The 19,678-nt window shown below is 68.7% G+C and carries 21 protein-coding genes; 15 read left to right on the top strand and 6 right to left on the bottom strand.

Annotation, left to right across the window (positions count from 1 at the left end; all coding sequences use genetic code 11):
• Positions 1–5 precede the first annotated feature (5 nt).
• Positions 6–1,097, top strand: coding sequence for a hypothetical protein (locus KV106_RS29930; protein WP_261214597.1), 1,092 nt, complete (start codon positions 6–8; stop codon positions 1,095–1,097).
• Positions 1,098–1,212: 115 nt separating this feature from the next.
• On the opposite strand, the gene KV106_RS29925 is transcribed toward KV106_RS29930, so the two are convergent.
• From KV106_RS29925 to KV106_RS29915, 3 genes are all read right to left on the bottom strand, one after another.
• Positions 1,213–2,670, bottom strand: a complete 1,458-nt coding sequence (locus KV106_RS29925) for a catalase (RefSeq protein ID WP_057590075.1) — start codon at positions 2,668–2,670, stop codon at positions 1,213–1,215.
• A 163-nt stretch (positions 2,671–2,833) separates the two neighbouring features.
• A complete protein-coding gene (locus tag KV106_RS29920; protein WP_057590074.1) occupies positions 2,834–3,400 on the bottom strand; it encodes an NADPH-dependent FMN reductase in 567 nt (188 codons plus the stop codon).
• A 43-nt stretch (positions 3,401–3,443) separates the two neighbouring features.
• Entirely contained in the window at positions 3,444–4,481 is a 1,038-nt protein-coding gene (locus KV106_RS29915) for a Bug family tripartite tricarboxylate transporter substrate binding protein (RefSeq protein ID WP_261214593.1), read from the bottom strand.
• 133 nt (positions 4,482–4,614) lie between these two features.
• Here KV106_RS29915 and KV106_RS29910 point away from each other — a divergent pair, with 133 nt between their 5' ends.
• Positions 4,615–5,598 carry a helix-turn-helix domain-containing protein gene (locus tag KV106_RS29910; protein WP_261214592.1) on the top strand — a complete coding sequence of 328 codons (984 nt, stop codon included), beginning with the start codon at positions 4,615–4,617 and terminating at the stop codon, positions 5,596–5,598.
• A 9-nt stretch (positions 5,599–5,607) separates the two neighbouring features.
• Here the strand turns inward: KV106_RS29910 and KV106_RS29905 are convergent, their stop codons facing one another.
• Entirely contained in the window at positions 5,608–6,630 is a 1,023-nt protein-coding gene (locus tag KV106_RS29905; protein WP_057590072.1) for a tyrosine-type recombinase/integrase, read from the bottom strand.
• Positions 6,631–6,929: 299 nt separating this feature from the next.
• Here KV106_RS29905 and KV106_RS29900 point away from each other — a divergent pair, with 299 nt between their 5' ends.
• The 5 genes from KV106_RS29900 (at position 6,930) to KV106_RS29880 (ending at position 9,436) form a co-directional block, all read left to right on the top strand.
• Positions 6,930–7,556 carry an ATP-dependent DNA ligase gene (locus KV106_RS29900; protein ID WP_057590071.1) on the top strand — a complete coding sequence of 209 codons (627 nt, stop codon included), beginning with the start codon at positions 6,930–6,932 and terminating at the stop codon, positions 7,554–7,556.
• A gap of 196 nt (positions 7,557–7,752) precedes the next feature.
• A complete protein-coding gene (locus KV106_RS29895; protein WP_261214587.1) occupies positions 7,753–8,076 on the top strand; it encodes a hypothetical protein in 324 nt (107 codons plus the stop codon).
• Positions 8,077–8,081: 5 nt separating this feature from the next.
• On the top strand, positions 8,082–8,327 hold the full coding sequence (locus tag KV106_RS29890) for a hypothetical protein (protein ID WP_261214585.1): 246 nt from the start codon (positions 8,082–8,084) through the stop codon (positions 8,325–8,327).
• Between the two features lie 90 nt (positions 8,328–8,417).
• Positions 8,418–8,765 carry a type II toxin-antitoxin system Phd/YefM family antitoxin gene (locus tag KV106_RS29885; protein WP_261214584.1) on the top strand — a complete coding sequence of 116 codons (348 nt, stop codon included), beginning with the start codon at positions 8,418–8,420 and terminating at the stop codon, positions 8,763–8,765.
• The gene (locus KV106_RS29880; protein WP_261214582.1) at positions 8,765–9,436 is read left to right on the top strand and encodes an AAA family ATPase; all 672 of its coding nucleotides are present in this window, start codon (positions 8,765–8,767) and stop codon (positions 9,434–9,436) included. Before KV106_RS29885 ends, KV106_RS29880 begins: the two co-directional genes overlap by 1 nt.
• A gap of 1 nt (position 9,437) precedes the next feature.
• Here KV106_RS29880 and KV106_RS29875 read toward each other — a convergent pair whose 3' ends face one another.
• Both KV106_RS29875 and KV106_RS29870 read right to left on the bottom strand, forming a co-directional pair.
• Entirely contained in the window at positions 9,438–10,448 is a 1,011-nt protein-coding gene (locus KV106_RS29875) for a transketolase family protein (RefSeq protein ID WP_261214581.1), read from the bottom strand.
• A 16-nt stretch (positions 10,449–10,464) separates the two neighbouring features.
• Positions 10,465–11,331 (bottom strand): transketolase, encoded by an 867-nt coding sequence (locus KV106_RS29870; protein WP_261214579.1) that lies wholly within the window; start codon positions 11,329–11,331, stop codon positions 10,465–10,467.
• 233 nt (positions 11,332–11,564) lie between these two features.
• Between KV106_RS29870 and KV106_RS29865 the strand changes: the two genes are divergently transcribed.
• Genes KV106_RS29865 through KV106_RS29830 form a run of 8 tightly spaced genes read left to right on the top strand, consistent with a single transcriptional unit; the run spans position 11,565 to position 19,675 of the window.
• Entirely contained in the window at positions 11,565–12,635 is a 1,071-nt protein-coding gene (locus tag KV106_RS29865; protein ID WP_057590064.1) for an ABC transporter substrate-binding protein, read from the top strand.
• Positions 12,636–12,646: 11 nt separating this feature from the next.
• On the top strand, positions 12,647–13,930 hold the full coding sequence (locus KV106_RS29860; RefSeq protein WP_064262182.1) for an ABC transporter permease: 1,284 nt from the start codon (positions 12,647–12,649) through the stop codon (positions 13,928–13,930).
• A 19-nt stretch (positions 13,931–13,949) separates the two neighbouring features.
• Entirely contained in the window at positions 13,950–14,780 is an 831-nt protein-coding gene (locus KV106_RS29855) for an ABC transporter permease (RefSeq protein ID WP_057590063.1), read from the top strand.
• Positions 14,777–15,712, top strand: a complete 936-nt coding sequence (locus KV106_RS29850) for an aminotransferase class IV (protein WP_057590062.1) — start codon at positions 14,777–14,779, stop codon at positions 15,710–15,712. Before KV106_RS29855 ends, KV106_RS29850 begins: the two co-directional genes overlap by 4 nt.
• Positions 15,709–16,461: an SDR family NAD(P)-dependent oxidoreductase gene (locus KV106_RS29845; protein ID WP_057590061.1), complete on the top strand. Its 753-nt coding sequence runs from the start codon at positions 15,709–15,711 to the stop codon at positions 16,459–16,461. Before KV106_RS29850 ends, KV106_RS29845 begins: the two co-directional genes overlap by 4 nt.
• Before the next feature lie 32 nt (positions 16,462–16,493).
• Positions 16,494–17,531: a histone deacetylase family protein gene (locus tag KV106_RS29840; RefSeq protein ID WP_057590060.1), complete on the top strand. Its 1,038-nt coding sequence runs from the start codon at positions 16,494–16,496 to the stop codon at positions 17,529–17,531.
• Positions 17,532–17,576: 45 nt separating this feature from the next.
• Complete coding sequence (locus KV106_RS29835; protein ID WP_057590059.1) at positions 17,577–18,620, top strand: ABC transporter substrate-binding protein; 1,044 nt, start codon at positions 17,577–17,579, stop codon at positions 18,618–18,620.
• Between the two features lie 11 nt (positions 18,621–18,631).
• On the top strand, positions 18,632–19,675 hold the full coding sequence (locus KV106_RS29830; RefSeq protein WP_082321661.1) for a histone deacetylase family protein: 1,044 nt from the start codon (positions 18,632–18,634) through the stop codon (positions 19,673–19,675).
• The last annotated feature ends 3 nt before the right edge of the window (positions 19,676–19,678 follow it).

The following is a 19,678-nucleotide window of genomic DNA, read 5'->3' as shown; positions in this document are numbered from 1 at the left end:
TTCCGATGGAAAGAGGGTTGCGTTTCTCGCCGGTCGTCATTGGCCTGGCGGTTTTGCTGACGGCATGTGGTGGGGGCGGTGGAGGAGGAGGTGGTGGTTTCCCCTTGGTGGGCGCAGCTCCTTCGACCACACCGACGTCTTCGGATCCGACATCCACGCCAAGTCCCGAAACGCCATCGGGGCCTTCGGAGCCCACGGGGCCTTCAGGTCCCACGCCCGGTACGGATCCCGATCCGGGTTCTCCCAAGCGGACGACTCCCTATTCATACAAGGTCGGAAGCGCCACCTACGAGAACCGCGAGGCGTTCCTGGCCGAATTGAGCAGCCCGACGATGGCGGGAAGTCTCTTTTTCTCGACCACGGGTGCCGTGGAGGGCGGGCAGACGGTCGTCAAGGCGGTCTACGAAAAGAAAGGCAACGCCACGAAGTACGAGCATCGCATGGCATTGGCGACCGAATCCAGGTCCGCCGCAGGCCTCAAGGCGCAGGGGGCCGAAGGCTTTATTCCGACCGCTATCTGGGTGGATCCTCTCAAGCCGTGGATGGAAGCGATTTTCAGCAAATCGCTGGATGTTCCAACGAAGTACGAGTACGTCGAAGTCGACGATCTGACTGGCAAGGTCGATCCCGAAGCCGTGGCGCCGCTGAACGTGCTGGGACAGCAGGGCTACTGCAAGCTGGATTTGACTTTTGATGGGAAGACGGTTCTATCGAGGGAGTCGCCTACATCGGCGCGGTGCACTTTCGAGCTGCAGCCGACGCGTTCATTGGTGTTTCGCGAGTTCGTGGGCCAGTTGAACGATCAAGGCCAGCGAGGCTACAAGTTCGCCTACAACACATCGACGTTCACTTCCACGGGCGCCAAGTACGCGACGATTTTCGTGCGAGACGAATCACAGAAGACGACGTTCCGCTACGAGATCGAAGCCAGTACGCTGGCTGGCCTGGGCACCCAGCAGGCGACGGAAGAATATCTGGCGGTACTGAATCGCCATGGTGCGGCAGGCGCCCGGTGGGTGACCGATTTTTCCGAGGACGGGAAGAGTTTCCGGGTTTTCATGACCGCCTACGATTGCAGTGGCCTCTTGTGCAATTGATTGGAGGTGGTGTTGATCGGCACAGACCTTCTCTGCTCACCGATCAACACCCCTCGGCATGAAACAGACAGGGACCGCAAGCCCCTGTCGTTGACCGCGTCTCTCGCGGGCTGACTCAGAGCCCCAGCGCCTTCGCCACCCCCGCCCCATACGCCGGATCGGCCTTGCTGCAGTTGTCGATGTGCCGCCGCTTGATGAACTCCGGCGCATCGCCCATCGCGCGTGCCGTGTTGTCGAACAGCGCCTGCTGCTGCTCGGGCTTCATCAGGCGGAACAGGTCGCCGGGCTGCTTGTAGTAGTCGGCGTCGTCCTCGCGGAAATTCCAGAAGTCGGCGTCGCCGCGCAGCTTGAGCGGCGGCTCGCGGTAGTCGGGTTGCTCCTGCCACTGGCCGAAGCTGTTGGGCTCATAGTGCAGGGTGCCGCCGTAGTTGCCGTCCACGCGCATGGTGCCGTCGCGATGGTTGCTGTGCACCGGGCAGCGCGCGGCGTTGACCGGGATCTGGTGGTGGTTGACGCCAAGGCGGTAGCGCTGCGCGTCGGAGTACGCGAACAGGCGCGCCTGCAGCATCTTGTCGGGCGACACGCTGATGCCGGGCACGAGGTTGTTGGGCGCGAAGGCGCTCTGCTCGACGTCGGCGAAGAAGTTCTCGGGGTTGCGGTTGAGCTCCATCACGCCGACCTCGATCAGCGGATAGTCCTTCTTGGGCCAGACCTTGGTGAGGTCGAAGGGGTGGTAGGGCACCTTCTCTGCATCGGCCTCGGGCATGACCTGCACGTAGAGGGTCCACTTGGGGAAGTCGCCGCGACCGATCGAATCGAACAGGTCGCGCTGGTGGCTCTCGCGGTCGCCGCCGACGAGCGCGGAGGCTTCGGCGTCGGTGAGGTTCTTGATGCCCTGTTGCGTCTTGAAGTGGAACTTGACCCAGAAGCGCTCGTTGGCCGTGTTGACGAAGCTGTAGGTGTGCGAGCCGAAGCCGTGCATGTGGCGGTAGCTGGAGGGAATGCCGCGGTCGCTCATCACGATGGTGACCTGGTGCAGCGCCTCGGGCAGCGAGGTCCAGAAGTCCCAGTTGTTGGTGGCGCTGCGCATGTTGGTCTTGGGATCGCGCTTCACGGCCTTGTTGAGGTCGGGGAACTTGCGCGGATCGCGCAGGAAGAACACGGGTGTGTTGTTGCCCACCAGGTCCCAGTTGCCTTCCTCGGTATAGAACTTCAGCGCGAAGCCGCGGATGTCGCGCTCGGCATCGGCCGCGCCGCGTTCGCCGGCCACGGTGGTGAAGCGCGCGAACATCTCGGTCTTCTTGCCGACGGCGCTGAACAGCTTGGCGCGCGTGTACTTGGTGATGTCGTGCGTGACGGTGAAGGTGCCGAAGGCGCCGGAGCCCTTGGCGTGCATGCGGCGCTCGGGAATGATCTCGCGGTTGAGGTTGGCGAGCTTCTCGATCAGCCAGACGTCCTGCATCAGCAGCGGGCCGCGCGGGCCGGCCGTGAGGCTGTTCTGGTTGTCGACCACGGGCGCGCCGAAGGCGGTGGTCAGGGGGGTCTTGTTCTGGGGATCGGATGGGTTGCTCATGGGGCGTCCTCTCGTCGTGGGTTGAAAGCGGGTCCACTCTACGAGCATCCGATGACCTTTCCAAACGACCTCCGTGGGGGGACGGGGGATACGATGGAATGATGCGGCGAGGCGCGGAATGGAGTAGGCAATCGGTCCGGCCCTCCGCGCGCCATCGCCGGCCCTAGCCGCGCATTCGTTCGACCGCGTCGATCCAGCGCACGAAGGCCGCCATCTGGTCGGTGACGAACTTGCGCGTGGTGTCGTCGGTGCAGCGGCCGCTCTCGGCATCGAACTTGGTGGGCGCGTGGCCGATGAAGACCTCGGGCTTGACCAGCGGCATGGCGTTGAGGAAGAGCATGACCTTGCGCAGCTCGTACTGCACGCGCGCGCCGCCCAGCGGGCCGGGCGCGGCGCTGACGATCGCCACCGGCTTGGCGTTGAAGGGCTGGTCCTCGCCGCGGCTGAGCCAGTCGATGAGGTTCTTGAGCCCGCCGGGAATGCTGAAGTTGTACTCGGGCGTGGCGATCAGCACGCCGTCGGCGGCGCGGATGCGCTCGCGCAGCGCGGCCACAGGCGCCGGCAGGCCGCGCGCGTAGTCGTCGGCATCGAAGACCGGCACCTCGCGCCATTCGAGCAGGGTGAGGGAGGCGCCCTCGGGCAGGACCTCGCGCGCGAGCTGGACCACGTGGCGGTTCACGGAGGCGGCGCGCAGGCTGCCGCAGAGGGCGACGATGTCGCGGGTTGTCATTCGGAATCCTTGGAGCGTTGGAACGGGGAAGGGATGAGCGGGCTCACTCGAGCGTGATGTTGTTGTCCTTGACGACCTTGACCCAGCGCTTCGACTCGGTGCCGACCAATTGGGTGAAGTCCGCTGGAGAGCCGCCGACGGGGATCAGCCCGAACTCGCCGAGGTAGCGCCGGTATTCGTCGGATTCGGCGATGCGGCGCGACAGGCTGGCAAGCAGGTCGACGATGGGCTGCGGCGTGCCCTTGACCGCGAACACGCCATGCCACGAGTCGCCCTCGAAGCCCGGGAAGGCCTCGGCCACGGTCGGCACCTGCGGCAGCGACTCGAGCCGGTGCGTGCTCGACACGGCCAGCGGCCGGACCTTGCCGGCCTTGATGTAGGGCAGCACGTCGGCAATGGGCGAGAACGCGGTGCTGACGCGGCCGCCGAGCACGTCGGTCAGGCCGCCGTCGCGGTAGGGCACGTGGTTGAGCGCGAGGCCGGCGCTGTTGGCGAAGTAGGCCATCGACATGTGCGGCACCGTGCCCACGCCGTACGAGGCGTAGCTGACCTCGCCGGGGCGGGCCTTCGCGTCCTTGATCAGGTCGGCGAGCGTCTTGTAGGGCGACTGCACCGGCACCGAGACCACCAGCGGGATCGACAGCATGCGCGTCACCGGCACCAGGTCCTGCGGCTGGTAGGGCAGCTTCTTGTAGACGAAGGGGTTGATGGTGAGCGTGCCGCTCGCGGTGTAGAGCAAGGTGTAGCCGTCGGCGGGCGCGGTGGTGACGGCCTGCGTGCCGACGATGGTGGAGGCGCCGGCGCGGTTGTCGATCACCACGGGCTGCTGCAGCTGCTTGGAGATGCGGTCGCCCCAGTAGCGCGCCATCACGTCGGGTGCGGTGCCGGCGGGAAACGGCACCACCACGCGGATCGGCTTGCTCGGGTACTTGTCCTGCGCCTGGGCGCAGACGAAGGCGGCGAGGCCGAGGACCAGCGTCCAGGCGGCGCGTTGGAAGAAGAAGGGACGGATCGCGGTCGGCATGGTGGTCTCCGGTGCGCCGGACTTGGGTGCCGGCTGGTTGAAGCGCGGGGTGCGCACGGTGCCAGCGAATCTAGGTGTTCCATCGCGCGCAATGAAGCGCCCCCGGCGGAAAGCTTTGTTCCGCCTGCAGGAAAACTCGGGTGCGGGAGTATCCTCGGCGCCTCTTCGAACCCGCCCACGGACCCAAGCGATGGACACGCCGTTCAGCCTGCCTTCCGCCTATCGCCTCGCCTCGACCCGCCGCTGGGGCCGCACCCAGGGCCTGACGGTGACGCCGACCGGCGCGGCGCGCGGGCGGCGCGAGTTCCTGTGTTTCCGGCCCGGCTTCTATCTGTCGCTGGGCCATGTCACGCACCTGGAAGAGAGCCGCGAGGTCTACCGCAGCGGCGACTTCATCAAGCTGCATTTCCGCCTCGAGGGCGAGAGCCGGGTCGGCCAGCCTGGCAGCACGGGCGCAGAGACGGTGAGCGCGATGAGCGTGAGCACCCTGCTGCAGCCGCCCGGGGCGGCCAAGGAGGAGTTCTTCGCGAGCGAGGTGCGCGAGCGCTCGGTCACGCTGTGCTGTTCGCGCGATTTCCTGTCGGAGGAACTGGGGCTGCTCGAGCTGCCGCTGGACGGGCCCTTCGGCGCCTTCATGCAGGCGCGGCCCGATCGTTTCGAGCTGCTGCGTTTTCCGCTGAGCACGGCGCAGCACGGGATCGCCGATGCGCTGCTCGACGATGGATCGGGCGATCGCTTTCGAGGGCTCTATGCCGAGGCCAAGGCCTTCGAGCTGCTGCATGGTTTCCTGACGCGCGGTTTCGGCGATGCACCGGTCGATGGCGCCACGGCCGCGGCTCGCGAGCGGCTGGCGCCGCTCAAGGACCATATCGACATGCATTTGGGCGAGGTCTTCGACATGCGCGGCCTCGCGCGCCGTTTCGGGCTCAGCGAGAGCCGCCTTGCGCGCGGCTTCCGGCAGGCCTATGGCAGCTCGCTGTTCGAGTACGTGACCAGGGCGCGGCTGGCACGCGCTCGGGTGCTGCTGGAACAGGGGCGCCAGAGCGTGACCGAGATCGCGCTCGACGCGGGCTACGGGCATGCCGCGAACTTCAGCACCGCGTTCAAGCGCCACTTCGGGTTGAGCCCGCAGGCGGCGCGGCAGGCTTCGCGCTCAGGCCAGCGCGAGCACTGACGCGACGGTTCAGACCACATCGGCCGGGGCGATCAGCACCCGCGTGTACTTGTTCATCGCCTCGACCTCGAGGCCGAGCCAGCGCGCGACCTGTTCGACCGACGTGCCGCGGCGAAGCTGGCGCAGCGCGAAGGTGTGCCGCAAGCGGAACGAACCGCCTTCTGCGCTGTCGAGCCCGGCCTGCGCGAGTAACTCGCGGGCGCAGCGGTATTGCGATTCCTTGCCCCAGGGCTTGCCGGTACGCGTCGAGGGAAAGAGCTGCTCGCCCGGGATGCCCAGTTCGGCGCGGACCTGCAGCCAGTGCTTGAGCAGTTCGGCGGCCCAGGGCGCGATCGGCGTTTCGCGCGGCGGCAGGTTGCCGTTGCCGGGCACGGCGATCTTCCAAGGGCGGTCGGCCACGCGGCCGCCCGCGATGGTGGGTGCGTCGAGCGCCAGCGCGCGCACGTCGCCCGGGGCGAGGCCGGCACCGAGCTGCAATCCGACGGCCGCGTGGTTGCGCAACTGCTGCCAGGTCAGCGGCTGGCCGCGGCCTTCCGACGAAGCGCCCGGGCGCGGGCGCGCGCGCGAGAGAAACAGGATCAGGTGCTTGGCCTCGGACGCCGACAGGAACTCGGGCGGTGGATCGGCACTGGCCGCTTCGGCATAGCGGATCTCGGGATGGGCCAGCAGCCAGTCGGCCGCCGCCGTGCTGGGCGGCAGGTCGTGCATGGCGCAGCGATGGCGCAGCACATGGTCGATCAGGCGCACCAGCCGCAGCGCATGGCGCGGCGAGAGCGACAGGTCGCTGCTCTTGATGCCGTAGCGCGCGGCCTTGAAGGCGTCGAGGTCGGCGGGTGAGAGGGACTCCAGCGTCACCCGCGGCGACTGGCCCAGGCACCACGAGGTGAAGCCGTTCCACATGTCGCGGTAGACCGCCATCGACGAGGCCTCTCGCAGGGTGCCCGCGGCGCTGCGCGCCGCAAGCCATTCCTCGAAAGCCGATTCATGGGGGGTGCCGACGGGGTCGGTATCGAAGAGGGAAGGCGTGACCATGGAAATACGCTAACGGCCTGCGTTTGGGTTTTGAGGAACGGCCTTGGACTTGATGAGCAATTTAGCTCCCTGAAATCCAATTACGGCCGTTAGTTTATTTATAGGGATGGAATCCTGCAGCAACAAGACATCCGGCGCGAGCGCTTTCGCGACCTGTATTTCCGAATTGCCGCGATCCGATGGTTGGACCCACTGTTTTCGGTTGGCAACTTATCGGGCAGCCGTTTTCAAGAATCGCCGTGGGCTGCCGAGGCCCCCGCTGACAGGTCAGGGGCCCGGCACACGGCAATTTCCGCTGCATGCTGAGCCTGAACACCCTGTCACCCATGCTGGCCGCCTCGCGCCCCATCGATCTGCGCGAGGAGGGCTGGGTCTACGAGCAGCGATTGAGTGGCTGCCGCCTCCTGGCGCAGACGCGAACGCCCACGCGCTCGGGCAAGGTGCAACTGCAGACGCGCGATGGGTCGGACGCGACGGGTTGGTTTCCCGAGGTGGTGGAGAGTCTGGCCCAGTTGAAGGAAGGCCCCTGCATCCTCGATGGGGTGGCCTGCGTGCTCGACGACAAGGGCCGCTGCGACGGCGAAGGACTGAGCGAGCGCGCGAGGCGGCGCGGGTGGTATCGCGGTGCCCGGCCCGTGTTCTATTTCGTCTTCGATCTGTTAATGGCGCAGGGCGCGGACGTCACCGGCGAACCGCTGTCGCAGCGCAAGCAAAGGCTCTCGCGACTGCTCGGGACGCCCCTGCTCAATGTGATCCCGGTCCATCACTACGAGCGTTCCGAAGCCATGGCCCTGCTGCGCCAGGGAAGGAACCAGGAGGATTTCGCGGGCTTGATGGCCAAGTGGAGAACGAGCGTCTATCGCCCCGGTGTTCGTTCGGCCGATTGGGTGGCGCTCAATGCGCGGGAATCGCACGCGGGCCTCTAGCGAGGTGTTTGCGCGGAACCAGTCCGGGCTTTCGCGAGTCGCATCCGGCGATCGGCGGGCCACCGGCTTGCGTGTGTCGGCATCTTTTCCGACAGGCGCGTCGAGGGCCGCTGACTACGCTCGTCGGCAGTTCCCGGGTGATACCGGGTGTTCCGATTCCAGCCAGCCTGTTCCTGTGTCACGCGACATGTCCTCGATGCCTCTGCCTCCGTCCCTCCATCCGTTCTTTCTCCGGAAACAGCCGAAGGCGCCCGCATCGGGCGGCACCGGGCGCGATGCGCTGTCGCATTCGGAGCGGCATCAGGACTGGGAATTCCACTACAGCCTCGCACCGGTGCCCGCGCGCGCCACCTTCTCGGGCACCGCGCAGATCCATCGCCAGGGCGAGCGCCATTGCGAACTGCCGATCTTCGAGCCGCAGTGCAATACGCTGGCATCGATCGACCTCTTGCGCGAGCAGTGCCTGGCGTGGATCGAGAGCCGCTCGGCGGCCGCGGGTCCGCCACCTCCCGCCAACTGAAGCGCATGGACTGGATCTCCTGGCTGCAGTGGCCCGCCTTCGTTGCCTCGGTGGGCGCCTCCTGGCTGGTGGCATCGAATGCGAAGGACAGGCGCAACGCGGGGTTCTGGGTCTTCCTCGCGAGCAATGTGCTGTGGGGCATCTGGGGCGTGTATTCGAGCGCCTGGGCGCTGATCGCGCTCCAGGTCTGCCTGGCCGTCATGAACCTGCGCGGTCTCGGCAAGACCAAGGAGGCCTCCTCGCAGAACTGAGCGGCAACGGACTTGGCGCGGAAAACAGCCTCATCGGTCAAAAATAGCCAATAGGGCTAAAATGGCCAGATTCCTCCCTCGGAGAAGTCCATGGCTGCCCTCTGGCCCCCGCTCGATCAATTGCCGCGTCAGAACGCTTCGCAGGTCAAGAACCGCTGGGGCGAGGTCGTGCGTCAGGTGCGCCAGTCGGGCAGCGTGGCAATCACCCACCACGCCAATGTCGAGATGGTGCTGCTCGACGCGGCCACCTACGAGCAACTGACCACCGACCTGCAGGCCCTGCGCTCGCGCGAGGCCAACGTGCTCGAGGAACTCGGCGCGCGCTTCGACGCGCGGCTGGCGGTGCTGCAACAAGAGGACAGCGCTGGCAAGCTCGACAGCCTGTTCGAAGCGCGCGGCAAGCAGCGCCAGCGTCCGCGGGCCGGCGAAAGCTTCTGATGGGCGCCGCCGCGGCACGGCGGCCGTTCATCTTCGTGCTGGCCGGCGTCAATGGCGCCGGCAAGAGCTCGGTCGGCGGCGCGATGCTGGCCGAGCACGGCCTTGACTGGTACAACCCCGACCGCTTCGCGCGCGAGCTGGTGGCCGCGCTGGGCATCGACATCGCCGATGCCAACGGCCGAGCCTGGGAACACGGCCGCGCGCGGCTCGAGGCCGCCATCGAGAGCGGCCGCAACTTCGCCTTCGAGACCACGCTCGGCGCCCGCACCATCCCCGACCTGCTGGCGCGCGCCGCGCGCAGCCATGACGTCTCGATGATCTTCTGCGGCCTGGCCTCGCCCGAGCTGCATCTGCGCCGCGTGCGCGCACGCGTGCTGCGCGGCGGCCACGACATCCCCGAAGCGAAGATCCGCGAGCGCTGGACCGCCTCGCGTGCCAACCTGATCCGGCTGCTGCCGAATCTCGCGCGGCTGCAGGTGTTCGACAACAGCGCCGAGGCTGCGCCGGGCGAGGAGATCGACGATCCCGTGCTGGTGCTCGAAGTCATCGGTGGCCGGGTCACGCATCCGGCGCCCGAGGACACCGCGGCGCTGGCCGCCACGCCCGCGTGGGCGCGAGCCATCGTGCAGGCGGCGATCGAGCGCGCTCGGTCGCCGGACGGCACCGCCTGATTCAGGCAGGCACAGCGCCGGGCCGAACCGTCTCGCCCGCGATCGCGCGCCGCGCGACATGGGCCACGCCCTCGGCATCCAGCAGGTAGTGGCGGTACAGGTGCGTGGGCGGCGCGATCAGGCTGTACTCGTCGTGGATGCCGTGCCGCACGAGCCGCACCGACCCGCCGACATCCGACAGCACCTCCGCCACCGCGGCACCGAGGCCACCGAGCACGTTGTGCTCTTCCACCGTCATCAAGAGCTTCGACCGGCCGGCCGCCTCGAGCACCGCCGCGCGGTCCAGCGGCTTCACCGTGGCCATGTCGAGCACGCCGACCGACAGCCCCTCGGCGCGCAGCGCCTTGGCCGCCTCGAGCGCGGAGTGGACCGGCATGCCGCAGGCCATGATCGTGAGATCGGTGCCCTGGCCGTGCGCGATCGCTTTGCCGATGCGGAAATCGATGCCGCTCGCATAGATCTCCGGATCGCGGCCGCGCCCGATCCGGAAATAGATCGGCTCGGGCCAGTCGACCGAAGCCTTGATCGCGGCCTTCAGCTGGTGGCCGTCCGCGGGCGAGATGATCGTGAGCCCGGCGATCGAGCGCATCGTGCCGATGTCCTCGGTCGCATGGTGCGAGGTGCCGTAGAAGCCGAGCGAAATGCCCGTGTGGTGGCCGATCAGCCGCACCGGCAGCGCGCTGTAGGCCACGTCCATGCGGATCTGCTCGCAGCACAGCAGGCCGAGGAAGGAAGCAAAGGTCGCCACGAAGGGCATCTGGCCCGTGGTCGCGAGGCCGGCCGCGGCCGACACCATGTTCTGTTCCGAGATGCCGAACTGGATGTAGCGCTCGGGAAAGGCAGCCGCGAACTTGTTGAGGCCGTTCGAATACTGCAGGTCGGCCGAGCCGGCCACGACCGGATGGCCGGCCTCGGCGAGTTCGATCAGGGCGTCCGAGAGCATGCTCAATCCGGGCGTGGTGGCGTTGAGCGAGCGGTACTGCCAGCTTTCGGGGGAAAGGGGTTGGGACATCGGGTGGGCCTCGTGGTCAGATTTCGGTTTGCATGATTTCTTCGATCGCGCGCGCGGCGTCGTCGGGCGACAGGTAGCCCAGGTGCCAGCCGGGCTCGGTCTCCATGTACGACACGCCCTTGCCCTTCACCGTGTGGGCGATCACGCAGGCCGGCCGCTCGCGCCGCGCGTCCTGCTTGAGGCGGCGCAGCAGTTGCGTGAGGGCCGAGAGGTCGTGCCCGTCGACCTCGTGCGTCTCCCAGCCGAAGGCGCGCCACTTGTCGGCCAGCCCCTCGATGCCGATCACGTCGTCGACGCGACCGTCGAGCTGGAAGCCGTTGCGGTCGACGATGGCGATGAGCTTCGAGAGCCGGTAGTGGGCCGCGAACATCGCCGCCTCCCAGACCTGGCCCTCCTGCATCTCGCCGTCGCCGAGCATCACGAAGGTGTCGAAGCCGCGCTTCGCGATGCGCCCGCCGAAGGCCATGCCGGCACCGGCCGACAGCGCATGGCCGATCGAGCCCGAGCTGAAGTCGATGCCCGGCACCTTGCGCATGTCGGGGTGGTCGCCCAGCGGATTGCCCAGGCGGGTGTAGCCGTCGAGCGTGGCGCGGTCGATGTAGCCGTACTCCGCGAGGATCGGGAACAGGCCCACGGCCGCATGGCCCTTGCCCATGAGGAAGCGGTCGCGATCGGGCCAGCGGGGCTCGTTGGCGCGGATGTCCATCACGTCGTAGTAGAGCGAGGCGAACAGCTCGGCGGCGGAGAACACCGAGCTGTAGTGGCCGACCTTGGCGATCTCGATCAGCCGGATCGTTTCGAGGCGGATGAAGCGGGCCTTCTCGCGCAGGCGTTTCAGTTCGTCGGCGGACGGGGCGGGCGGTGATTCGGACGGGAATGGCATATCGGTTGCGTGGCTAAGAGGGTGAAAGAAGCCCGCGCGCATGGGCATGCGCCGCGGGCGGGCGTGGGGTTCGGGAGCGTCGTGCCGGGCCTGCGTCCTCCATCGGGTTTTCCATCAACGGGTCGGGCGAAAAAAGACTTGTCTCGCTCGAAATCAACATATAGGATATATCCTACATCACCGATCGGGACCTGCAAAGTCCGATTTCCCACCCACTGTCCAGAAGGTCGTCCATGACAGTCGTATCCGCGCGCTCCCGCTGTCGCGCAGGCATTTCCAAACTCGCCGCGCTGCTCGCGCTGGCCGCTGCCGCCACCGCGTCGATGGCGGCCGATCTCACGGTCGTCGGCTTCGGCGGCGCCTTGCAGGAAGCGTTTCGCAGCGCCTACTTCGAGCCGTTCAAGAAGCAGGGCGGCATCGCGCTGGTCGAGGACAGCTACCCCGGCGGCTATGCGCGGCAGAAGGCCATGGTCGAGACCGGCAACGTGACCTGGGACCTGGTGCAGATGGACGAGAACGAGATGGCCTCGGCCTGCGAGCAGGGCCTGCTCGAGCCCATCGACCGCAAGCAGTTCGCGAAGGCGCAGGACATCAACCCCGCCGCCTTCGCCAAATGCGGCGTGGGCGCCTTCGTCTGGTCGAAGGTGCTGGCCTACGACGGCCGCAAGTTCGGCGACAACGGGCCGCGCACCTGGGCCGAGTTCTGGGACACCCGGCGCTGGCCCGGCAAGCGCGGCCTGCGCAAGCAGCCGCGCATGACGCTGGAGATCGCGCTGCTCGCGGACGGCGTGCCCGCCGCCGATGTCTACAAGGTGCTCGCCACCAGGGCCGGCCAGGACCGCGCCTTCGCCAAGCTCGACCAGCTGCGGCCTTCCATCGTCTGGTGGGAATCGGGCGCGCAGCCGCTCGAATGGCTCGAGAGCGGCACGCTGGCCGCCACCGCCGCCTACAGCGGACGCATCGCCTCGGCCAACCAGCAGGGCAAGCAGTTCCGCTTCAGCTGGGACGGCCAGCTCTACAGCATGGATTACTGGACCATCGTGAAGGGCAGCCCGCACCGCCAGCAGGCCTACGCGCTGCTCGACTCGATGTTCGACGCGCAGCGCCAGGTCGCCTTCGCACAGGCCATTCCCTACGGCGTGACCAACACCCGCGCCGCCGCCGCGATGCCCGAGGCGCTGCGCCCGCTGCTGCCGACCTCGCCGCAGAACCTGCGCAACGCGCTGCTGCTCGACACCGCCTTCTGGGTCGACCACGAGGAAGAGCTGCTGCAGCGCTTCACGCGCTGGGTGTCGCAACGTTGAGGCCCGCGACGATGTCCACCGGTTCCTCCGCCGCCTCGCTCGCCGTTCCCGCCCTGCCGGCGGGTGCCGGCGCGGCCCTCAGGCGCTCGACCCACCGCGCAGGCCGGCGCCAGCGGCTGGTGTCGCTGCTGCTGGTCGCGCCGCTGCTGCTCTACGGCGCCGTCTTCTTCCTGCTGCCGCTGGCGATGATGGTCCATCGCGCCATCGACAACCCCGAAGTGCGCGAGGCGCTGCCGCGCACCGCGCAGGTCCTGGCCGACTGGCAGCCCGCGGCCGCTTCGCTGCCCGGCGACCCCGCCTTCGCCGCGCTGGCCGCCGACATGGCGCAGGCCCAGGGCACGCGCGCCATCGGCGAGCTCGGCCGTCGCATGAACTACGAGATCAGCGGCTACCGCACGCTGGTGATGAAGACCGCGCGCCGCGCCGGCACCGACGCGCCCGCCGCACCCGATGCCAGGGCCTGGCTGCTCGAGGTCGATCCGCGCTGGGGCGAGTCGGCCTACTGGAGCGCGCTGCGCCGCGCCGCCACGCCCTACACCGGGCGCTACCTGCTGGCCGCGCTCGACATGGCGGAGAACGACGAGGGTCGCATCGTGCGCGCCGAGCCCGACCAGCGCATCTACCTCGACATCCTCTGGCGCACCCTGTCGATCGCGGGCGCGGTCACGCTGGCCTGCCTGCTGCTCGGCTATCCGCTCGCGGCATTGCTCGTGAAGGCACCGAAGCCGATCGCCTTCGCGATCATGCTGGCGGTGCTGCTGCCCTTCTGGACCTCGCTGCTCGCGCGCACCACGGCCTGGATCGTGGTGCTGCAGGAGAACGGGCTGATCAATGCGCTGCTGCAGGCCATCGGCGTCGTGAACCAGCCGCTCGCGCTGATCTTCAATGCCACCGGCCTCTACATCGTGATGGTGCACATCCTGCTGCCCTTCGCCGTGCTGCCGATCTACAACAGCCTCAAGAGTATTCCGCCGCACCTGATGCGCGCCTCGTCCTCGCTCGGCGCGCACCCGGTGCGCGGCTTCCTGCACGTCTACCTGCCGCTGAGCCTGCCGGGCGTGGCGGCCGGCGGCCTGCTGACCTTCATCGTGGCCGCGGGCTACTACATCACGCCCTCGCTGGTCGGCAGCGCGCGCGAGCAGATGCTCGGCTACTTCGTCGCCTTCTACGCCAACAACACCGTCAACTGGGGCATGGCCTCGGCGCTCGGCCTGATGCTGCTGGCCTGCGTGATGGCGGTGTACCTGGTGGCGGCTTCCACGCTCGGCGTGAAGCAGCTCGCGGGCATCAAGTGAAAGACGGGAACCCCTTCGCATGACCCACCGCCAATTCGCCCGCGCCGCCGGCGCCGTGCACTACCTGTACGGCGCGCTGATGGTGTGCTTCCTGCTGCTGCCGCTGCTCGCGATGACGCCGATCTCGCTGAGCGCCGGCTCCTTCCTGTCCTACCCGCTGCCGGGCTTCTCGACCCAGTGGTACCAGCGCGTGTTCTCGCCCGGCCCCTGGCTCGACTCGCTGCGCAACAGCCTCGTGGTCGGCGTGTGCTCGACCCTGATCGCCACGGTGCTCGGCACGCTCGCGGCCTTCGCCTTCGCGCGGCGCAACCTGCCGGCACGGCGCACGCTGCTGGGCTTCCTGATGGCGCCGATGATCGTGCCGCCCGTCATCACCGGCCTGGGCATGTACTTCCTGTTCTCGCGCATCGGGCTCACGGCCTCGCTGCCGGGACTGGTCATCGCGCACGCGGTGCTGTCGACTCCCTTCGTCGTCATCACGGTCACGGCCACGCTGCAGCAGTTCGACATGGGCTTGCTGCGCGCCGCCTACAGCCTGGGCGCCTCGCCCGTGCGCGCCTTCTTCACCGTGGTGGTGCCGATCGTCATGTCGGGCATCGTCTCGGGCGCGCTGTTCGCGTTCATCACCTCGTTCGACGAGGTCGTGGTCGCCATCTTCATCGGCGGTCCGGGTCAGCGCACGCTGCCGCGCCAGATGTTCGACGGCATCCGCGACACCATCGACCCCTCGATCATCGCCATGTCGACCTTCCTGATGGTCGTCGCGGCGGTGGCACTCACGCTGTCGGCCTGGCTGAGCCAGCGCTCGGCCCCCGTTCAACGCCCCCAGGACCCCGGAAGCTCCACATGAACCCAGACTTCTCCGCCGGCGTCGCCCACGTCGACGGCCAGTACGTCGCGCTGCGCGACGCCCGCATCCCCCTCGTCGACCGCGGCTTCGTGCGCTCCGACGCCACCTACGACGTGGCCCACGTCTGGCAAGGCCGCTTCTTCCGGCTCGACGACCACATCGACCGCTTCCTGTGGTCGATGGGCGAGCTGCGCATGAGCCTGCCGCTCTCGAAGAAGGAGATGCGCCACATCCTCGAGCAATGCGTGGCGCTCAGCGGCCTGCGCGACGCCTACGTGCAGATGACCTGCACGCGCGGCGTGCCGCCGCCGGGCTCGCGCGATCCGCGCGAATGCCAGAACCGCTTCTATGCCTTCTCGCAGCCCTTCGTGTGGATCGGCACGCCGGCGCAACAACGCACGGGGCTCGCGATGGTGATCAGCCAGGTGCAGCGCATCGCGAGCGCGGCGATCGACACGCGCGTGAAGAACTTCCACTGGCTCGACCTGACCATGGGCATCTTCGAAGCCTACGACCGCGGCGCGCTGGTCGCGGCGCTGCCCGATGCGCAAGGCAACGTGACCGAGGGCGCGGGCTTCAACATCTTCGGCGCCAAGGACGGCGCGCTGTTCACGCCGCGGCGCAACGTGTTCGAGGGCATGACGCGGCGCACCGTGATCGAGCTCGCGCGCCAGCTCGGCATCGGCTGCGAACTGGCCGACATCCCCGTGCAGCGGCTGCGCGAGGCCGACGAGATCTTCATCACCAGCACCGCCGGCGGCGTGATGCCCGTGACCCGGCTCGACGGCGCCAGCGTGGGCAACGGCGAGGTCGGTCCGCTGACGCAGCAGCTGCAGCGCATGTACTGGCAGCGCGCGGCGGACGACCCGCGCAACACCCCCGTGCCCTACGAAAACGTGGCCGCCGCGCGCGGCGGCAAGGAGCTCGCATGATCGTCGTCACTGGAGGCACCCATGGCATCGGCGCGGCCATCGTCGCGCAACTGGCCGGCCATGGCGAGCAGGTGCTGTTCACCGGCCGCGACACCGCGGCCGGCGAGGCGCTGGCGCAGCACACCGGCGCCCATTTCGCGGCCGCGGATGCGTCCGACCCCGCGGCCGTCGCCGAAGTCGTCGCGCGCGCCGAGGCGCTGGGCGGCGGGGTCATAGACGGGCTGGTCAACAACGCGGGCGCCGGTTCGCGCAGCGCCTTCCTCGAACTGGGCGTCGACGACTGGGACCGGCTGATGGCGGTCAACATGCGCTCGGTGTTCCTGTTCAGCCAGAAAGCGCTGCCGGCGCTGCAGAAGTCGCCGCGCGGCGCCGTCGTCAACGTGGCCTCGATCGCCGGCAAGGTCGGCGAGGAGGGGCTCGCGGCCTACTGCGCCTCGAAGGGCGGCGTGATCGCGCTCACGCAGGCGCTGGCGCTGGAGTTCGGCGAGCGCGTGCGTTTCAACGCGGTGTGCCCCGGCCAGATCGCCACGCGGATGATGGCGCGCGTGATCGCCGACGCCGACCGCCTGGCCGCGCTCACGCGGCGCATTCCCGCCGGCCGGCTCGGCGAGGCCGGCGAGGTGGCCGACACGGTCTGCTGGCTGCTCTCGGCGCAGGCCAGCTTCATCAACGGCGCGGTGCTCACGGTCGACGGCGGCGAAACCGCCGGCTACCGCACGCCGCCGCTGCCCGGCGCAGCGCGCGCCTGAACGCTCCTTCCTTCGACAGCAAGACACACGCAATGCTTCCCGTCCTCTACACCCCCATCCACCGCGAGCACGAGCCCTCGTTCTTCTTCGTCACCGGCCGCTTCACGCCCGCGCAGGAGCGCATCGACCGCGCGGAGCAGCTGCGCGACGCGGCCGTGCAGGCCGGCTGCGAACTCGTGACCGCCGCCGAGCATGGCCTGGGCCCGGTCGCCGACGTGCACACGCCCGACTACCTGTGCTTCCTGCAGGACGGCCATAGCCGCTGGTCCGAGATCCCGGGTGCCGCGCCCGAGATCGTGCCCAACGTGTTCGCGGTGCCGGGCCTGCAGCACGGCTATCCCGAGCGCGTGGTGGGCCAGGCCGGCTACCACATGCAGGACCTGGCCTCGCCGATCGGCCCGGGCACGGCCGCCGCGGCCTTCGCCTCGGCCAACCTCGCGGCCGACGCCGCGCAGCGCGTGCTGCAGGGCGCCAAGGCGGCCTACGCGATCTGCCGGCCGCCCGGCCACCATGCCTACCGCGAGCGGGGCGGCGGCGTCTGCTATCTCAACAATGCCGCGATCGCCGCGCAGCTGCTGCGCCGCCATGGGCGCCGCGTGGCCGTGATCGACATCGACGTGCACCACGGCAACGGCACGCAGGGCATCTTCTACGAGCGCTCCGACGTCTATTTCGTCTCGCTGCACCGCGACCCGGCGAACTACCACCCGTACTTCTGCGGTTACGCGCAGGAGCGCGGCGCCGGCGCGGGGCTGGGCTACAACCTGAACCTGCCGCTGCCGGCCGAGACCGGCGACGACGCCTACCTGGTGGCGCTCGAGCACGCCTGCCGCCGCCTCGCGGCCTACAGCCCCGACGCGCTGGTGATCTCGCTGGGCCTCGATGCGCACGAGCACGATCCGTTCAAGGGCCTCAAGGTCACGACCGAGGGTTTCCGCCGCATCGGCCAGCGCCTGGGCCGGCTCGGCATGCCGAGCGTGATGGTGCAGGAGGGCGGCTACGACTGCGACCACATCGGCGCCAACCTCGTGCACTTCCTCGACGGCTTCACGGGCGGCCTGCGCGCCTGAGCCCGTTTCTCTCTTTCCTCCCCGTTCCTTTCTCCCGGAGTTCCCATGAACCTTTCGCTTTCCCTGCGCGGCCTCGTCCTGGCCGGCCTCGCTTTCGCCGCCCCGTGGACCGTTGCGCGCGACCTGACCGTCGTGAGCGTCGGCGGCGCGCTGCAGGAGTCCTTCCGCAAGGCCTACTGGCAACCCTATGCCACCGCGAAGTCCGAGAAGCTGGTGGAGGACAGCAACGTGGTCGGCCTCACCAAGGTCAAGGCCATGGTCGAGTCGGGCAACGTGATCTGGGACCTGGTGCAGATGGACGAGGAGGACGTGGTGGTCGGCTGCGACTCGGGCCTGCTCGAGAAGATCGACTGGGCCAGCGCGGCACCCGCCACGCGCGACCTGCCCAGGGAGCTGATGAATCCCTGCGGCGTGCCGGCCATGCTGTGGGCCAAGGTGCTCAGCTACGACAGCAAGCGGCTGCCCGACGGCCCCAAGTCGTGGGCCGACTTCTGGGACACCAAGCGCTGGCCCGGCAAGCGCGCGCTGCGCAAGCAGGCCAAGCAGACGCTAGAGATCGCGCTGATGGCCGACGGCGTGCCGGCCGCCGAGGTCTACAAGCTGCTGGCGACCAAGGCCGGCCAGGACCGCGCCTTCGCCAAGCTCGACCAGATCAAGAAGGACGTGCAGTGGTGGGAGGCCGGCGCGCAGCCTATCGAGTGGCTGGCCTCGGGGGCGGTGGTGATGGCCTCGGCCTACAACGGCCGCATCGATGCCGCGAACAAGGAAGGCCGTTCGCTGGCCATGGTGTGGAAGAACCAGGTCTACGGGCCGACCGACTGGGTGGTGGTGAAGGGCAGCCCGAACAAGGCCAAGGCGCTCGCGCTGATCGACTACATGAGCGCGCCGGCGCAGCAGAAGCTCTTTGCCGAGACCATTCCCTACGGCCCGGCCAATCCGAAGGCGCAGGCCCTGCTCTCGAAGGCCGTGCTCGACAAGCTGCCCAACGCGCCGCAGAACATCGACCAGCCGCTGCTGCAGAACACCGCCTTCTGGGCCGACCATCTCGACGAGCTGCAGCAGCGCTTCGCGAAGTGGGTGTCGAACTGAACGGCACTGCGATGGCGGCTGACGCCAGCGGGTTGCAGATCCTGCACACGCCGCTGCATGCCCTGCACCGCCCCGGGCTGCTGGGCGCGCGCGGCGGATGGCGCACCTCGCGCGACGTGTCCGAACGCGTCGACGCGATGCGCGCCGCGCTCGGCGAGGCGGGCTTCACGGTGCAGGACAGCACGGTCTCGCACGGACTGGCGCCGCTGGCGCGCGTGCACGATGCGCGCTATCTCGACTTCCTGGCCACCGCGCATGCCGAGTGGTCGGCGCTGCCGGGTGCTACGGCCGAGGTGCATGCCAACGTGTTCGCGATGCGGCGCCACGGCGGCGGCTATCCGCGCTCGGTCGAGGGCCGCGCGGCCTTCCACTTCCACGACCAGCTGGCCCCGATCGGGCCCACGACCTGGGAGGCGGCGCGCGCCGCCGCGGACCTGGCCGTCGAGGCCGCCGAGCGCGTGCTGCGCGGCGCGCGCTGCGCCTATGCGCTGTGCCGGCCGCCCGGCCACCATGCCTATGCCGACATGGCCGGCGGCGGCACCTACCTCAACAACGCGGCGATCGCCGCCGAGCATCTGCGGCAGCGCTTCGCGCGCGTCGCGGTACTCGATCTCGACGTGCACCATGGCAACGGCACGCAGGACATCTTCTGGCGCCGCGCCGACGTGCTCTTCGTCTCGCTGCATCGCGACCCGGTCGACTACCACCCGTTCTTCGCAGGCCATGCCGATGAGCGTGGCGAAGGGGAGGGCGAGGGCTACACGCTGAATCTGCCGCTGCCCGCGGGCACGGGCGACGCGGACTACCTGCTGCAGCTCTGGTCCGCGCTCGAGCGCATCGACCGCTTCGCGCCCCAGGCGCTGGTGGTGTCGCTGGGCCTCGACGCCCACGAGTCGGACCCGGCCGCGGGACTGCGGCTCACCGAGACGGGTTTCGCCGGCATGGGCCGGCAGGTGGCATCGCTGGAGTTGCCGACGGTGCTGGTGCAGGAAGGTGGCTACAACCCCGCCGTGGTCGGAGCGTCGCTGGTGGTGTTCCTCGACGCCTGGCGCTGAGCG

The organism is Variovorax endophyticus (assembly GCF_025376855.1).
Classification (GTDB): Bacteria; Pseudomonadota; Gammaproteobacteria; order Burkholderiales; family Burkholderiaceae_C; genus Variovorax.
This window is presented reverse-complemented; position numbering and strand designations above follow the sequence as displayed.

What these genes read in the sequence shown, in the direction of transcription:
- KV106_RS29835 (WP_057590059.1), top strand. Translation starts at nt 17,577, where the DNA reads ATGAACCTTTCGCTTTCCCTGCGCGGCCTCGTCCTGGCCGGCCTCGCT.
- KV106_RS29905 (WP_057590072.1), bottom strand. Translation starts at nt 6,630, where the DNA reads ATGGTCACGCCTTCCCTCTTCGATACCGACCCCGTCGGCACCCCCCAT.
- KV106_RS29900 (WP_057590071.1), top strand. Translation starts at nt 6,930, where the DNA reads ATGCTGAGCCTGAACACCCTGTCACCCATGCTGGCCGCCTCGCGCCCC.
- KV106_RS29925 (WP_057590075.1), bottom strand. Translation starts at nt 2,670, where the DNA reads ATGAGCAACCCATCCGATCCCCAGAACAAGACCCCCCTGACCACCGCC.
- KV106_RS29855 (WP_057590063.1), top strand. Translation starts at nt 13,950, where the DNA reads ATGACCCACCGCCAATTCGCCCGCGCCGCCGGCGCCGTGCACTACCTG.
- KV106_RS29865 (WP_057590064.1), top strand. Translation starts at nt 11,565, where the DNA reads ATGACAGTCGTATCCGCGCGCTCCCGCTGTCGCGCAGGCATTTCCAAA.
- KV106_RS29850 (WP_057590062.1), top strand. Translation starts at nt 14,777, where the DNA reads ATGAACCCAGACTTCTCCGCCGGCGTCGCCCACGTCGACGGCCAGTAC.
- KV106_RS29840 (WP_057590060.1), top strand. Translation starts at nt 16,494, where the DNA reads ATGCTTCCCGTCCTCTACACCCCCATCCACCGCGAGCACGAGCCCTCG.
- KV106_RS29890 (WP_261214585.1), top strand. Translation starts at nt 8,082, where the DNA reads ATGGACTGGATCTCCTGGCTGCAGTGGCCCGCCTTCGTTGCCTCGGTG.
- KV106_RS29860 (WP_064262182.1), top strand. Translation starts at nt 12,647, where the DNA reads ATGTCCACCGGTTCCTCCGCCGCCTCGCTCGCCGTTCCCGCCCTGCCG.
- KV106_RS29880 (WP_261214582.1), top strand. Translation starts at nt 8,765, where the DNA reads ATGGGCGCCGCCGCGGCACGGCGGCCGTTCATCTTCGTGCTGGCCGGC.
- KV106_RS29870 (WP_261214579.1), bottom strand. Translation starts at nt 11,331, where the DNA reads ATGCCATTCCCGTCCGAATCACCGCCCGCCCCGTCCGCCGACGAACTG.
- KV106_RS29885 (WP_261214584.1), top strand. Translation starts at nt 8,418, where the DNA reads ATGGCTGCCCTCTGGCCCCCGCTCGATCAATTGCCGCGTCAGAACGCT.
- KV106_RS29845 (WP_057590061.1), top strand. Translation starts at nt 15,709, where the DNA reads ATGATCGTCGTCACTGGAGGCACCCATGGCATCGGCGCGGCCATCGTC.
- KV106_RS29930 (WP_261214597.1), top strand. Translation starts at nt 6, where the DNA reads ATGGAAAGAGGGTTGCGTTTCTCGCCGGTCGTCATTGGCCTGGCGGTT.
- KV106_RS29875 (WP_261214581.1), bottom strand. Translation starts at nt 10,448, where the DNA reads ATGTCCCAACCCCTTTCCCCCGAAAGCTGGCAGTACCGCTCGCTCAAC.
- KV106_RS29910 (WP_261214592.1), top strand. Translation starts at nt 4,615, where the DNA reads ATGGACACGCCGTTCAGCCTGCCTTCCGCCTATCGCCTCGCCTCGACC.
- KV106_RS29895 (WP_261214587.1), top strand. Translation starts at nt 7,753, where the DNA reads ATGCCTCTGCCTCCGTCCCTCCATCCGTTCTTTCTCCGGAAACAGCCG.
- KV106_RS29830 (WP_082321661.1), top strand. Translation starts at nt 18,632, where the DNA reads ATGGCGGCTGACGCCAGCGGGTTGCAGATCCTGCACACGCCGCTGCAT.
- KV106_RS29920 (WP_057590074.1), bottom strand. Translation starts at nt 3,400, where the DNA reads ATGACAACCCGCGACATCGTCGCCCTCTGCGGCAGCCTGCGCGCCGCC.